A 15065-nucleotide genomic window follows, 5' to 3' on the forward strand; every position below is an offset into this window, starting at 1 on the left:
GAACCAATGTCTTCAATCAAGACAAATATAATCCTTAATGGCCTTAATACTATTACCGGAATTGTTTTTCCTGTCATTACTTTTCCATATGCGGCAAGAGTGCTGCTGCCGGAAGGGATAGGGACTGTTAACTTTTTGAACTCAATAATATTATATATAATTCTATTTTCAACCCTCGGAATTCCGGCATATGCCGTCAGGGAAGTGGCAAAACACCGCGACAATAAGTCCTTACGAGATAAATTTGTGGTTGAAATTCTGTCGTTGAGCCTTATGCTGTGCATGTGCGCTTATGTGGCTGTATTCTTAATGGCGAGATTCATACCTCAGATTCATAGCAACCAGACGCTATTTTATATACTCAGTCTGTCGATATTTTTCACCTCCATCGGATCGGAATGGTTCTATCAGGGCATTGAAGATTTTAAATTTATAACCATACGTGCAATCGCTATCAGAACCTTGGCGGCATTGTCGCTGTTTGCCTTTGTCAGATCATCATCCGATCTGATAGCTTACGGTTTTGTTATGGTCGGTACAACTGTCGGCAACTATATCGCAAACTTTATTCATCTTAGAAAATATATATCAGTCAAAGACATCGAGTTTAAAGATTTGCAGATTATCAGCCATCTTCGCCCGGCGCTAAAAATCTTTGCTTTATATCTGATCACAAGCCTATACTTACTGCTGAACTCAGTCATGCTCGGATTCATTAGCGGAGACGAAGCTGTAGGCTTTTTTACTGCCGGAAATAAAATATCCAATATCTGTCTCACTCTGATCACATCATTGGGTACAGTGCTATTGCCGCGTTGCTCCCACCTTATAAAATCCGGTGATATGGAAAGTTTTTCATCGGTCATAAACAAGTCTCTCAATCTGACAATGACTCTCGCATTGCCGATTACTGTCGGGCTTATGCTGCTTGCCGGCCCAATAACTATGATATTCTGCGGGCCCGAATTTTCAGAGTCTATACCCGTGCTGTATATCTCAGCACCGATAATCGTATTTATCAGCCTTACCAACCTGATGGGAATTCAGATACTTTATCCGATGGATAAAGTCAAACTTCTGATTATTGGGGCCAGTGGAGGGGCGATTATGAATATTTGTCTCAATATCATACTCATGCCGCCGTTGGGGGCTAAAGGTGCGGCAATCGCCACATTTGCCGCTGAATTGTCTATACTGGTTATTCAGATAGTGTTAGGGCGGTTATATTATCCGTTCAAAATCTCAGAGCTGATTAAATGGAAAGTGATAACAGCCACCACGGTTATGGGCATTGCAATATATCTCAGCCAGACATTCCCGATGTCAGATCTCGGACGATTGATTATAGGATTTAGTGTTGGAATTACCGTGTATGGTGTGACATTATGGATACTTAAAGATCAGATGCTTTTTGAAATAATAGATTTAATCAAAAGCAAAAAAATCTCAGGTCATTGATATGAGCGAGAGTTTTTATAGTTAGACCTTTAATTCCACACATATCAAGAAAAAGTCTGGAGTCTTGAAATGAATCAGAAATAAATATATGCCCATAATCACTATTATGTAAAATTGTTTTACGCGTTTTTTTGATCTTGAGCAGGATGCTTAAATTGAGCCGTTTTTACTCCTCTCCTTTTTCATTCTGCCTTTGCAACGATTAATAAGAACAACAGCCGCTACGTTGTTTTCAAATTGACCGGTAGCGACTGTTGTTTTGCCATTTTACTTTTTCTTATTTGTAACCAATAGTTTCTTTAGTTTTGCGGGAGTCAGGGTCTCAGGATATTCTGAAAAGTTCAACCGCAAGGTACAACCTTCACGATAACGGCTACATCCGAAAGCGGTGTTACCTTTTATCAGATTACCTTGGCCACAAAGCGGACATTCGATCTGTTCAAATTTGCGGACGCTGGGAGTACGAGGTTTGCGTGGCTTGTCTCCTCCCTTGCTTTTTGCCGGTTCTGAGTCGCCTCCTTTGTTCTTGCCTTTGCTTTCAACCTCAATCTGAATTTTAGATCGTGTGTTGTCACTTAGAACACTAATAACAATCTGATTTATAAGCGTTTTAAGTTCATTGATAAACTCAGTGGCAGAATATTCGCCACGTTCAATGCGTCGCAATTTATTTTCCCACAGGCCGGTAAGCTTGGCGCTTTTGAGTAGTTCCTCATTGATAGTCTCAATTAGCTCAATCCCGGCTTGCGAGGCCATTATTGACTTGCGGTTCCTATAGATGTATCTTCGCTTAAATAGTGTTTCAATTATTGCCGCACGGGTAGATGGACGTCCAATACCATTTTCTTTCATGGCTTCACGTAATGTTTCATCATCTACCGTTTTACCGGCAGACTCCATTGCCCGCAAAAGGGTTCCTTCGGTATAATATTTTGGAGGTTGGGTTGTTTTCTGCTGCAATGCCGGTTCATGAGGGCCGCTCTCCCCTACTTTGAATTCAGGTAAAATTCTATCATCAGAAGTGTCATCTTTAGATTCTTCTGCAGGAGTGTCATCATACAGTTTCCGCCATCCGGCATCTTCGATCACTTTTCCGGTAGCCTTGAAGCCATGCTTTCCCACAGTAGCGCTTACAGTTGTACTGAGAAAACGACAATCGGGATAGAATGCAGCGATAAAGCGCAATGCGATCAGATGATATAGCTGTCGCTCATTGCCGATCAGCACTGCCGGTGACTGACCTGTGGGGATTATGGCATGGTGATCCGTAACTTTTGAGTTGTCAAAGACTTTTTTACTCTTAGGCAGCTTTGATGTGAGCAATGATTCAGTCAATGCTGCATAAGGAGTCATGTTCCGTAGAATACCCGGAACTTTCGGGTATATGTCTTCAGAAAGGTATGTGGTGTCTACTCGCGGATAAGTAGTTACTTTCTTTTCATATAGAGACTGTATCAGTCGCAGAGTCTCGTCTGCCGTCCATCCCCATTTTTTATTACACTCAACCTGCAACGATGTCAGGTCAAAAAGTCTTGGAGGGGCTTCCCTACCCTTTTTCTCCTGTATGTCATTGATTACCAGCGGTGACTGACGTATTTCATCCAATGTTGCTGTTGCTTCGTCCGGAGAGTGAAAACGTCCGGCTGTGGCATTGAACGTAGCTCCGCGATACAAAGTTTTGAGTTCCCAGTAATCTTCCGGTTTGAAATTCTGAATTTCGAAATGGCGCTGGACAATCAGGGCCAGTGTAGGTGTCTGTACTCGTCCGATTGACAATACATTGCCCGGTGATGAATATTTCAAAGAATACAGACGTGTGCCGTTCATACCAAGCAGCCAGTCTCCGATTGCGCGTGAAAGGCCGGCATGATATAGATTATTGAATTCCGATTCTGGTTTCAGATGTGCAAAACCTTCGCGTATGGCATCATCGGTAAGTGATGAAATCCAAAGCCGCTTGACCGGACATTTGATCGATGCTTTCTGCATCACCCACCGCTGGATGAGCTCTCCTTCCTGCCCGGCATCACCGCAGTTGATCACTTCGTCAGCTTCGGCAATCAGATTTTCTATTACACGAAACTGGCGTTCTATACCGGAATCATTGATAACCTTGATCCCAAACCGAGCCGGGATCATGGGCAACATACCAAGAGACCATCTTTTCCATCTCTCTTCATAATCCCCCGGCTCTTTAAGGGTACACAGATGGCCGAAAGTCCAGGTCACTTTATAGTTTCCTCCTTCGTAATAACCCTCCTTGCGGGTATTGGCGCCGAGTATTGCGGCGATATCTTTTGCTACACTTGGTTTCTCAGTTATGCAGAGTATCATTTACGGTGCAACGATTTCTTCTTGACGGTGGTGGTTGACGGACCATGTACTGTCATGAAAAGAATCTGAATTTCAGAAGTGTTCTTGAGTGCCGGGAAGTCAATTTCCACAGGTATCTGCCCATTGTCCTCCCATTGGAAATAGCGCTGGAAATCCACGCCATCGATATCTGTTGAAGTCACAGCGGAACCGAGACATGTCAGACTTACTCCGTCAATACGGTTTGAAGTGTGGGGACGTCCTATCAGCTTGCCATATACACGTGTGAGATCCGAGCGGTAGTCAATGCTGTCCGCTTGGAACGACAATGTGCTATCAGACGCAGACTCATAGTCTTTGACTATTTTTGCCTCTGAACAAAAACTGATGGCAGCCATTATTGCCGCAGAAATAAAAAATCTTTTCATGATGAATGGTAGTGCAAATTTAGTGAGAATTATTTGTTCTGACAACCTTTGAGGTTTGATTAACTGCCCGTCAGATAAGTCTGAAGACAACTGATCGATGGGTTCACAGCTATGATTTTACCCTGAGGATTAATGAGATATGATGCAAATCCGTGATTCAGCCGATAGTCAGCTTCGAGGTTTTTCATTTTTGCATCAGTGATGTGAAACTGCGTACTGGCTTCCAGATTATCTTTCTTAACGACTTCTTTGAAAAACTTCGGATCTGAATCGGTATTGACCGAAAGGATCGTAAAAGGTTCGGTATATGTCTTGTTTCTGAAATAACGGTCATATTCGCCGGCTGCTATACGAGAGACTGCATTCTCGCTATCCCAGAAATTGACCAGCACATATTTTCCGCGCAACTGGCTCAGTGAGACTTCCACGGAATCATTGACAAGCATTTCTATTTCCGGGGCGGTATAGCCTTTTTCCGCCTTCATCACGCGTTCGGAATAGGCGGATATCAGCAAAACTATCGCTGCGAAGAAAGCTATGTAGCTAAAAATCTTTTTCATAAAAAAGAGTTTGAAAAGTCCTTATCTATAAAGACAATTCAAACTCTTAAAAGTTCTACCACTTAGAGGTTGTTTAAAAACAATAGTTAAAATCTGAACGAAAGTTTTGGGCGCCTATGACTCTTCGTCTCAGTCACATAGCTCGCTATGCTCCTCCCTCATTTGCATCAATTTATCTAAAAGATACACCACTCAGATTTTAACTATTGGTTTTAAACAACCTCTTAATATATATCCTTTCAGAACGGATAGCCTATGGCCAGATGGAAGGCCAGAGACTTTTTAAACGACTCCATATTGTAATAACCCCTCTTGCCGGTGTCATACGGGGCATGGATTCCAATTCCAAGATCACCTCGGATAACCAGCATCGAGATGTCAAAGCGCAGACCTACACCAGTTCCCAATGCAAGATCTTTAAAAAAAGTTTTGGCCCGCAATTGTCCGCCGGGGCGGGAAGGTTCATTTTTGAGAGTCCATACATTGCCTGCATCAAGGAATACCGCACCATGAAGCGGTCCAAGTATGGGAAAACGGTATTCAGTATTGGCGATGAAAGTAAACGTACCGGTCTGGTCAAAATAGCCGTTGATCTGATCTGCAGGCGCACGGTATGAGCCGGGACCAATCGAACGGACGGTGAATGCCCGTACCGAATTGGCTCCACCACAGTAGAATTGCTCGCTATAAGGCACCTGAGATGAATTGCCGTAGGCGTATGCGGCTCCAGAGCCAAGACGGCTGACAAGCCAGTGGTTTCCGCCAAGACGCCTTCCATATACTACCTGCGCATATCCTTTTACAAATTGGGAGAATGGCGTTCTGAAAAGTGTTTTCTCGCCCTTTTTGCCACATAGCTCATAGATTGACCAGAATACATTGCCGGCCTCCTGTAGCGTAAACTGCACGTTGATGGTATTCTTGCGCATAGTGCGGTCATACACAAAGCTATAGGACATCTGTGGTATGTATTGACTCTGGAAACTCAAAGCAATCGCCGGATTGGCATTCATTATCGAATCAAAAACCGGGGTTGTATGCTGCAACTTATTATATGTGAGTTTAAACAGCGTGAAAGTATTGGAGATATACTTGGACGACTGCCAGTCATAAGATAAACCGGCATTGAACTGGCTGAGTTTGAAATAGTGCGGTCTGTTAAGCAGATCTGCGCCTAATGATATTTTAGTCCAGCTCAACTCTCTGCGTGATCGAGGAATGAATCTTGGCGCAAGCAAACGCGGGAACGCCAGCGTGGCATTCAGGCCTACCTCATAGGAATTGAACACTGAATTGTGTCTGCCCGATCCTGTCTGCCACTCGTATGCGCCGGTCAAAGAAACCGTCAGCAATTCACCGCCGCCGAAGAGATTGCGGTTTGTAAGACCCAATGTGACACCCGGTCCAAGATAAGAATTCGATTTTGAAGACACATTTGCTTCTACAGAGGCTTCGAGAGGCTTATCGTAGGTGCATTCAATCACGACATTGAGCAGATTGTCATTTTTTCGAAGTGTATCCGGGATGACATTTATGTTGATATTGTTGAATATGCCGAGCCGGGCCAGTCGGGTTTGTGTAGCATTCATCTGCCTTACGGAGAATGTGCGCCCTTCACGGAATGCGATGCATGATGGAATCAGCCCGTCTCGAAGCCTTGACGGGAGATAGCGGATCAGAGTTCCCTTGGCAGTTTCTGTAGTATCAGGTATCCCTCCTCCCCTATTCCTATATATATAGGTGGTGATATCTCCTGTCCGGTAACGGTTCAGTGCCATCGGCGGAAGATTGTCGGCAATGTCAAGTTTGAGCGCTATGTTGCCTTTGTTTATCGTACTGTCCGCAAGATACTGTATATAGTCCGGGCGAAAGAAATAATAGCCTCTGTTGCGGACAGCATTGGCTATGTCTACACGCAACGCTGCAAGAGAATCCGTTGAATAGCGAGAACCGAGCTGGAAATATTTCGACTTTCGAGCCACAGAATCAATAATATGATTCAACAATACAGTATCAGGCAATAATACTATGGAATCGATCATATATGGCCTGCCGGCCTCAATCTTGTAAAGTATCGAGGCCTTTTTCTTATTCCGTTTCTGAACAAGCTCATAAGAAGATGTCCCGGAGAAATAGCCATTATTGTCCAGGATCTGGTCAAGCATATGCACTCTGACTTCAGGGCGCACATCTGCCACCAGGACAGGTTCTGAAGCAAGTTTTTCATAAATCCAGTGCTTAAGCCCTTGGGGAGGATTCGGCCAATTATTGTAGACCCAAAGGCCAAGAGGAAACGGATACCGGACTGACGCTGATCCTAACAGCGAGTTGTTTGGCTTCACAGAGACAGCCTCTGTAAGAGATGAACGCACGTCAGACGGAAATTTCTGCTTGTCAGGAGTTTTGATTTCCACACCCTTAAGCCCGGTATACAGAATATCATCCTTGCCAAGCCTCTTTGTTGTCGAGCAGCCTGACAGAAGCACGGATGCGATTGCCATTAAGATCAGTATTTTTTTCAAAGCCTGCTGTTTTTAGAGTTATTATACAAATACATCAATCCCGTCTGATACCGAAGAGTTCCCAAAGTGTGTTGAGTTTCTTTTTCAGTACAAATCCGACTCCGGTCTGTGTTATCTCACCTTCCAGAATACTTTCATATCCGGTATGCCGGAATATTTTAATATACATAGAGCCTGATTGATTAAGAAGATATTCAAACGAAATGTCGTTGATGAGATTTTGTGAAAAATTTTCATCTGCATCAGCATCCGTAGAGTAGTTTCCACCCACCACGATCTTGAATCTATCGTTAAAGAAAGATTTGCTGACACGATAGCTATACGATGTAGTGGTCGAAGTAGATCCGGAGTAAGTCTTGTCATACTGGTCAATGCCGAATGAGATATCAACCCCGCGAATGTTGTTGGCGGCCCACGAGTTCAGCTTGGATGTCAGGAATGAATATAGCTGATTGCCTGACAGATTGGCATTGCCCTTGGTCCCGGCTCCGGTGTAAACATTGTATAGCAGCATATTCATCGCCTGATTTGCTCTCTGCTCGGCAGACATCGAGGCAAGTTCGTTCTGAACTGTGATATCGTCATTTGTTGCCAAGTCGAAAGCCACGTCCATATTGTCAAGCGAATTGGTCACCGAAAGGATCACATCGAAATTTACTAGACGGGAATTCTGCCCGTCCTGAGTGACATTGGCTTTCATCACATCAACGGCATGAATATTTAGGATCGGGTTCATCATATCGCCATTGAATGATATGTATGATCCCTCCTGGAATTCAAATTGCTTTTCGCTCATAAACGGAGGTGTATAGCGCACAAAACCATTGTTGATGTTTATGCGTCCTATCATTCTGTCCCCATTGAGTTCAGACATTGTGAACACAACGTCTCCTTCCGGCTGTATGTGCACTTTGTTGCTTCCGTTGGCTGACAAGTCTACGTTTATGGTAGATCCATGCTCCAGATGCAATGCGGCTTCAAGGTCCAATGCCATTGTTTTGGCTACTACCGAATCAGCCATCACCATATTGGTAGTGTCATTAAACTGGATAAAATGCACCATATCCTCGCTACTCTGAGCAGAAAGTGTTTCTGTGGTTTCAGATAGTATATATGTAACATTGGTCTGAGGAAGCACACGGAGATCTGCATTGACCCGCAGAAAATTCATATTGCCTTTGACTGATGCATTGACATCAAGATATGCTTTGCCATAGACATCGGCTCCACGAGCTTTCTGGCTGTTGACAATCTGAATATTTGATGCTTTCATTGATAGGTTCAGACCAAGATTGGCTATATTTCTGGCATCAACAGATCCGTTGATCTTCAATGGATTCTTGTTGCATCCCATTATATCGAAATCATCAAAAGATATGATACCGCTGTCTACCGGAATTTTTTCGTCTGAGAAACCGAATGAAGTTCCAAGCATCTTTACCTTGACAGCAGTAGTATCGAAATTAATGAATCCATTGAATACAGGCTTGCTAAAGTCTCCGGTTATCTCCATTTCGCCGTTAAGCATTCCGCTGATTGTTGCCATTCCCTGCGGAATAAATGGATTGACCACTTTCAGCGGGAAGCGGATCATGCGGAAATCCAGAAGAAACGGTGTGCCGGATGTGGAGTCATTTAACACACCCTGTGCAGTGATTGTCTTGACAGAGTCAACCATCAGACTGACATCGGCCATAAGTTTGCCATTCTTTGAATTGGCTACATCAACATCAAGATCAAATGTCCCGACTCTCTCTCTCCCGTAGAAAAGATCTTTGAGACCAATGAACCCTTTGCCGGTCAGCACATTATTGTCATAACGGAAGCGCATGTCTGCATTAAGATCTCCTTTGACCGGAGGCGCGAACGGATTGATCGAGAGCCAGTCCTGAAGGTGGATCTGCGAAATCTGAAGCACCAGGTCTTCCTGCGGGGCACCGGCACCATGACTATGGCTTGCCGAATCGACTCCGGCCGGAATCTCAGTGAACAGTTTTACAAAACTTTTTTCACCCATAAGTTCAAGATCTGCGTCAAGGTGCTTGTTGGCAAGATTGAAACTGATATAGTTGTCCTTATTGATAGTCCAGGGCTTATATGCGATAGTCGGTTTCAACGGCACGAACTTGACACTGACCACGCTGTCCTCCAAAATGGCGGATAAGCCAATGTTGAACCCTTTCTCGCCCTTGATATTTTTCTGATTCATGTAGGCCGTAAACCTGTTGACACCGGCAAAGCCATTCAGAGTCACATGTGCAAAATCATCGAAAGTGCCCGGTTTGTTATTTATGGCGGCTCTATAAATCAGATAATCACCATGCTGAATCGCATTTAATGAGATTGAGTCAAGACTGGTGCTACCGGTCATGAATCCATCAATAAGTGTGCTGAATGATATCACACTGTCATTGTGGATTCCTGCAGACAGATGGTCGAACTGTGTTTTTGCACTTTCCCGAATATAAGAAGACACAATATTGTCGCGTCCCATAGTCAAAGCCATATCCATACGAGGGAAAGCGGAGTGCAGCCTGTTGACGTTGATGCGCATACTGTCGACTTGCTGATTGATTTCATTCAGCCCGGCATTCAGTCCGTCTACAAATGAAAACAGTGATACCGGCGAATGAAGGCGTAGATCCATATCTCCGTTTACTATCCCTGCGTTCAGCAGCGAATCGGAAGAGTTGAGATCAACCGATATCGGCTTGGACAATACTATATCAAGGGCAGGGAGATTCCATGTCAGATGGGATACGTCAACCGTTGCATCAATAGCCTGTGTGGCCAGATTGAAATATCCTTTTGAGTTGAGATCAACAGAGCCTCTGTTGAGTGAATCAGATAAACCCAAAGCCATCAGGTCAAGATTCCTGACATCTGAATTCAGATCCCATAGAATTGTATCACGATCAAGCCGTGCGTCAAAACTGACGGTCGCATCAGCATTGTAGTTGGAACTTTCAAGTGTGCCGGTGGCCTTTCCGTCATGAAGCGATGCGTTTAATGCGATGTTCTTGTAAACAGCCTTGTTGTATTCTATCGCATCAATTTTCGCATTAGCGTCAACGAATGAACTCCTGTTCATCGGATTATAACCTTTGCCGTCCACGACAAACGTACCTGAAACTTTCCCTATCCCCAGTTCCGGCATGAATGCATCTACAGGGAATTCGCTGATATTAAGAGTCGCATCATATCCTTCTGAACGACCATTCCATTTGCCACTGCCGGCAAGATGCCCGCTACCAGTAGCCAGATCAACATAGCCGGTGACACGCCCCGGATGATAATTGACAGTTCCGTTGATTCCGAGAGCAGGCACTTTCTTTATCGGCAAAAAAGCGAACTGGCGGTCTGTGATTGTAGCAAGATTCCCTTTTATTGACAGTTCGCCGCCAATTTTTTCCGGGCTGAACGGATTGTCGATCTCTCCTTCAAGCGCCACATGGGCTAAGGGACTCATGCGCAGATCGAGATTATAAACATTCAATCGGCCAAAAGAGCCATCAATATCAGCCGAAAGCGATATCGGGGTCAATGGTTTAAGCATACCGGCCATATCAGGGAATGCCCCGGAGATTTCATGGGGATCTATACGAGCAGAAGCTTTAAGCATCAACGGTAGATTCCGGTCAGTCATCAGATCGCCCATTCCCATTTCCGCATCGAATCTGAGAGAAGATCTGAGTGTCTCGATAGAAAATCCGGACGCAGAGATCAGATCCTGATTCATAGAAAAATTACCGTCGGCATGAATTTGCAAGCCACAGAATTCACTGGCGTTAAACTTTTTGAGCGGAACACGTATGGCGGCACCTTTATTGTAGAATGAATCAATTTCAATGGTAATGTCTGACACATCTATATATGATGGAGTGAATCCGGAAGCCGGTTTGGCTCCGCGCTGGGCATAAAGACCTCTTTTGGCTGTCAGTCTGATAGTGTCAGCTGAAATTGTCCACAATTCAGAAGTGGTTTCATCCTCTTCCTCTTCTTCGGATCCGGATATTGACGCTGTTGACTCAAGCAATGGATAAATATAAGTGGCAGATACGCTGTCAATTTTAAGGCTGCGGCCCAAAATAGTCTTCCGGGCCATATCTACAGAAGCATCCGAGAGTGACATCATATCTACATTGCACCCAAGAGAATCAATTGTCGGAAGCATCTCCATCGAGTAGCTCAGGTCACGAAGAGTTATAACGCCAGCTTTTATTTTCATCGGCTTGGATGATGCTGTGTCCTGAGGAGCGGATGTCGAATCCTGAAGAATCCGTAGTTTTACTCTTACACCCTCGATATCCGCACGTGAAAGGTTGATATCGCCTTGGTTCAAATTAATATCCGTGCCGTCAATGTCAACCTTTCGGATATTAGCCCGTAGCCACATGAGAGAATCGCTGTTGCCCAATTGATAGAAACTGTTGTCAAGCGAGGCTCCGGCTACTTCGATTTCTCCTTTTAAAAGGGGCATAAGCTTGACATTGACCGACATCCGACCTGAAGTCAGCATCGTATCTCCATTGGCCTGAACTACCGTTGTGTTCTCGACTTTAAGACGCAAGGGAAAGCCAAGACGCAACTTGCCGATCTCGACTTTCATTCCGGTCGATTTTGCCACTTGTTCGGTTGCGATTCCAACTGCAAAATCCTGAAGGAAGGGCACATAAAGCAAAACCGGCATAAGCATAAGCAATAGAACAATGCTTAATACCGTCCAAAGGAATGCTTTAAGGATTTTTTTACCAATCTTATGACTCAAGGCGCACTAAAATTAGAATGTTAAACGATATGCTATATAAACCACAAAAGTACTACAATTGTTTTAAAATTTCTTTAGAAAGTTAAAATGGCATTCGGTCATCGTTGAAAGTTACAGCCAAAAAGCAGTTCGGGCTCAAAAAATTGTATCACATTAATATTTTTTCGTTATTTTTGCAGAAATTATCTACAAATGAAAAATCTTATATTACGCGCTATAACCGGAGCTGTCTATGTAGCTCTCATTTGCTACTCAGTACTTGCAGGCGGATGGAATTATATAATCTTTTTCGCATTGATCACATTGCTGGCACTTCATGAGTTCTATAACCTTTGCAATTCATCTAATGGAGGAGAGAATATCACCACTCTCGTCATTGATATAGTCGGAGGCATCATTCTTTGCATCGGGCTCGGATGTGTCAACATGTCATTGCTGTCACCCTTTACAACTGCTGTGCTTGGCGGAACGTTTTTCACCGTCTATCTCCTCTATTTGATTGTTCGCCTTGTAATGCAACTCTACAGTCAGGAAAACTCTCCGCTGACAAAACTGGCTTATTCTTATATGGGACAGATGTATATAGCATTGCCCGTGGGTATCATGTCTATGTTCTATACATTCCCAGACGGTAAATTTCTGCTGCTTGCCATGTTTATCATGATATGGCTGAATGACACTGGTGCATTCTGCGTTGGATCACTTTTTGGAAAGCATAGGCTGTTTCCACGAATATCGCCCAAAAAATCTTGGGAAGGATTTGCAGGAGGTGTGATATTCGCTATTGCCTCGGCTTTTATGTTCAAATACGCCTTTCCTCAATATTTCGAATCGGTTTCATTGGCCGGCCTTTGTGGACTTGGTGCTGTCGTGGGTGCTTTTGCCACTTGGGGAGATCTTGTTGAATCTCTTATAAAACGTACTTTGGGTGTCAAGGATTCAGGCACTATTCTTCCCGGACATGGAGGTATACTTGACCGCATAGATTCTCTGCTTCTGGTGGTTCCTGCCAGTGTGCTTTATCTGACAGCTCTTATTTTATACTGCTGTTGATCACAGGGCTTGTCAAGCCCATTGCCTATGATTATATCATACATTAATTATTCATACTTACACTTATCCGAAATGAAAAAATTATTATGCCTTACTGCTTTAGGCATGGCCTTCATCTCCTCTTGCAATTCAGGCAAGGACTCCAAGGCTGTGGCTGATACAAATGACGATGTCATTCTCCATGCATGGTCTTGGTCATTTGACACCATCGGCGCTAATATGAAAGATATTGCAGCTGCCGGATATACTTATGTGCAGACTTCACCGGCTAACACTTGTTTTGTTGGTGAAGACGGTGGTTTGGCTCTGTTCTCGGCCGACGGTGATTCAGTCAGGGGCAAATGGTATTATTACTATCAGCCTACAGATTGGAAAATCGGCAATTACCTTCTTGGCAACCGTGATCAGTTCAAGGCCATGATGGACAGCGCAAAAAAATACAATATAAAGGTTATTGTTGACGTACTGCCGAATCATACAGCTGTCGACCATACGGCAGTCCTGCCTGATCTTGACAACGCTGTTGGCGGTCATGACAAGTTATTCCATGCAAACGGATTTAACGATATCCGTGATTATAATGACCGTTATGAGTGCACAACCGGAAAGATGGGCGGCCTGCCTGATGTGAACACCGAAAATCCGGATTTTCAGCATTACTACCTGACATATGTCAATGATCTTCTGAGCCTTGGTGTGAAGGGATTCCGTTATGACACCGCAAAACATATCGGCTTGCCGTCTGATCCTCTCGATTCGTTAGCCTCCCGAAATAATTTCTGGGATGTGGCAACCGGTAGAGAAAGCGTCAAAGGTCTTAAGCTGGCTGTTCCTGCCGACTCATTATTTATATATGGAGAGGTTCTTCAAGACAAGAATGTCAAAGAAAAGGAATATGCCGAGTACATGAATCTTACCGCCAGTGCTTATGGCCATGCGCTGCGCACCGTCTTGGATAAAGCTGATTTTGCCGCTGATTCACTGCTTTCTTGGCATCATCCGGCAGAAGGGAAAAAACTTGTCACATGGGTGGAATCACATGATACTTATGCCAATGAACATGAATCGGCCGGACTGACTGACCAACAGATCCGAATGGGATGGGTATTCCTTGCGTCCCGTCAGAATGGCACACCGTTGTTTTTCAGTCGTCCGGCTGGCAGCACACGCGAAAATTTCTGGGGTAATAACCGAGTTGGCGCCCGTGGAAATGATGAATTTAAACACCCAGAAGTGGTAGCTGCCAATAAATTCCGGAAGGACATGAGTGGAACTCCTGAAAAAGTCATTTCGACTGATAACGGAGCTGTAATTGAAGTCAGCCGCGGTTCTTCTGGCGTGGCTCTCATCAATATTTCAGGCCAAGAGCAAAATCTCAACGGGCTGGAGACAACCGTGCCTGACGGTGAATATCATGACCGGGTATATAATTCCATTTTTACTGTTAAGTCAGGCAAGATTAGCGGAACTCTGTCACCCTACACCTCATATATATTATATAACAATTAATTCCCTCTTTCACCTAATGGATCATAAGGCGTTGACACAAACCATGTTGACGCCTTATGAACTTTTTTATCACGCAAATTGTTACCAAGTAGTAAACATATTTTAAAAAATAATTGTAAATTTGTGCCATATACTCGCCTGTCAGGGCAAAATGGCCAGAACAACCCTATATTACTTATTTTAAATTATTTTGAAATGAATACTGACACTATCGGCTTAAACGCAGGATGCGTATGGGCTGCCCTTAACGAAGCGGATGCACTTGGGACCAAGCAGCTCAAGAAAATAGCAAAAATCAAAACAGAGAAGGAACTTTATGCCGCTCTTGGCTGGCTTGCACGCGAAGGCAAAGTAAATTTCCAGGAAGGCGAAGACGGCAAGGAACTGATCGTTTCTCTTGTCCAGTAATAATTCGCTTTTTGCTATTGCCTTTTTAGTCTGTTCTTTCCCGTAC

The 15065-nt window shown here is 44.1% G+C and carries 9 protein-coding genes; 4 read left to right on the forward strand and 5 right to left on the reverse strand.

The features are described from left to right. The first annotated feature begins 6 nt into the window (after positions 1-6). Positions 7-1458, forward strand: coding sequence for a flippase (locus C5O23_RS02710; RefSeq protein WP_107031422.1), 1452 nt, complete (start codon positions 7-9; stop codon positions 1456-1458). Between the two features lie 267 nt (positions 1459-1725). Here C5O23_RS02710 and C5O23_RS02715 read toward each other — a convergent pair whose 3' ends face one another. The 5 genes from C5O23_RS02715 to C5O23_RS02735 all read right to left on the reverse strand — a co-directional run bounded on the left by C5O23_RS02715 (position 1726) and on the right by C5O23_RS02735 (position 11890). Further along, on the reverse strand, positions 1726-3792 hold the full coding sequence (locus C5O23_RS02715) for a DNA topoisomerase 3 (RefSeq protein WP_107031423.1): 2067 nt from the start codon (positions 3790-3792) through the stop codon (positions 1726-1728). Then, complete coding sequence (locus tag C5O23_RS02720) at positions 3789-4199, reverse strand: hypothetical protein (RefSeq protein WP_124075598.1); 411 nt, start codon at positions 4197-4199, stop codon at positions 3789-3791. The genes C5O23_RS02715 and C5O23_RS02720 overlap by 4 nt, the downstream gene beginning before the upstream one ends. Before the next feature lie 59 nt (positions 4200-4258). Then, a complete protein-coding gene (locus C5O23_RS02725) occupies positions 4259-4759 on the reverse strand; it encodes a TlpA family protein disulfide reductase (protein WP_107031425.1) in 501 nt (166 codons plus the stop codon). A 239-nt stretch (positions 4760-4998) separates the two neighbouring features. Then, complete coding sequence (gene tamL / locus C5O23_RS02730) at positions 4999-7260, reverse strand: translocation and assembly module lipoprotein TamL (protein ID WP_107031426.1); 2262 nt, start codon at positions 7258-7260, stop codon at positions 4999-5001. A gap of 55 nt (positions 7261-7315) precedes the next feature. Further along, positions 7316-11890 (reverse strand): translocation/assembly module TamB domain-containing protein, encoded by a 4575-nt coding sequence (locus C5O23_RS02735; protein WP_205743419.1) that lies wholly within the window; start codon positions 11888-11890, stop codon positions 7316-7318. 351 nt (positions 11891-12241) lie between these two features. On the opposite strand from C5O23_RS02735, the gene C5O23_RS02740 reads away from it, so the two are divergent. From C5O23_RS02740 to C5O23_RS02750, 3 genes are all read left to right on the forward strand, one after another. Beyond that, positions 12242-13102 (forward strand): phosphatidate cytidylyltransferase, encoded by an 861-nt coding sequence (locus C5O23_RS02740; RefSeq protein WP_107031428.1) that lies wholly within the window; start codon positions 12242-12244, stop codon positions 13100-13102. A 72-nt stretch (positions 13103-13174) separates the two neighbouring features. Then, positions 13175-14611 carry an alpha-amylase family glycosyl hydrolase gene (locus C5O23_RS02745; protein WP_240597621.1) on the forward strand — a complete coding sequence of 479 codons (1437 nt, stop codon included), beginning with the start codon at positions 13175-13177 and terminating at the stop codon, positions 14609-14611. Between the two features lie 195 nt (positions 14612-14806). Continuing rightward, complete coding sequence (locus C5O23_RS02750) at positions 14807-15019, forward strand: winged helix-turn-helix domain-containing protein (protein ID WP_107031430.1); 213 nt, start codon at positions 14807-14809, stop codon at positions 15017-15019. Positions 15020-15065 lie beyond the last annotated feature (46 nt).

Origin of the sequence: Duncaniella muris (genome assembly GCF_003024805.1) — a bacterium.
In the GTDB taxonomy this organism is placed as follows: domain Bacteria; phylum Bacteroidota; class Bacteroidia; order Bacteroidales; family Muribaculaceae; genus Duncaniella; species Duncaniella muris.

Bases quoted from the DNA above. Each gene is read 5' to 3' on its own strand.
- C5O23_RS02710 (WP_107031422.1), top strand. From the start codon at position 7: ATGTCTTCAATCAAGACAAATATAATCCTTAATGGCCTTAATACTATT.
- C5O23_RS02715 (WP_107031423.1), bottom strand. From the start codon at position 3,792: ATGATACTCTGCATAACTGAGAAACCAAGTGTAGCAAAAGATATCGCC.
- C5O23_RS02720 (WP_124075598.1), bottom strand. From the start codon at position 4,199: ATGAAAAGATTTTTTATTTCTGCGGCAATAATGGCTGCCATCAGTTTT.
- C5O23_RS02725 (WP_107031425.1), bottom strand. From the start codon at position 4,759: ATGAAAAAGATTTTTAGCTACATAGCTTTCTTCGCAGCGATAGTTTTG.
- tamL (WP_107031426.1), bottom strand. From the start codon at position 7,260: ATGGCAATCGCATCCGTGCTTCTGTCAGGCTGCTCGACAACAAAGAGG.
- C5O23_RS02735 (WP_205743419.1), bottom strand. From the start codon at position 11,890: ATGAAAGTCGAGATCGGCAAGTTGCGTCTTGGCTTTCCCTTGCGTCTT.
- C5O23_RS02740 (WP_107031428.1), top strand. From the start codon at position 12,242: ATGAAAAATCTTATATTACGCGCTATAACCGGAGCTGTCTATGTAGCT.
- C5O23_RS02745 (WP_240597621.1), top strand. From the start codon at position 13,175: ATGAAAAAATTATTATGCCTTACTGCTTTAGGCATGGCCTTCATCTCC.
- C5O23_RS02750 (WP_107031430.1), top strand. From the start codon at position 14,807: ATGAATACTGACACTATCGGCTTAAACGCAGGATGCGTATGGGCTGCC.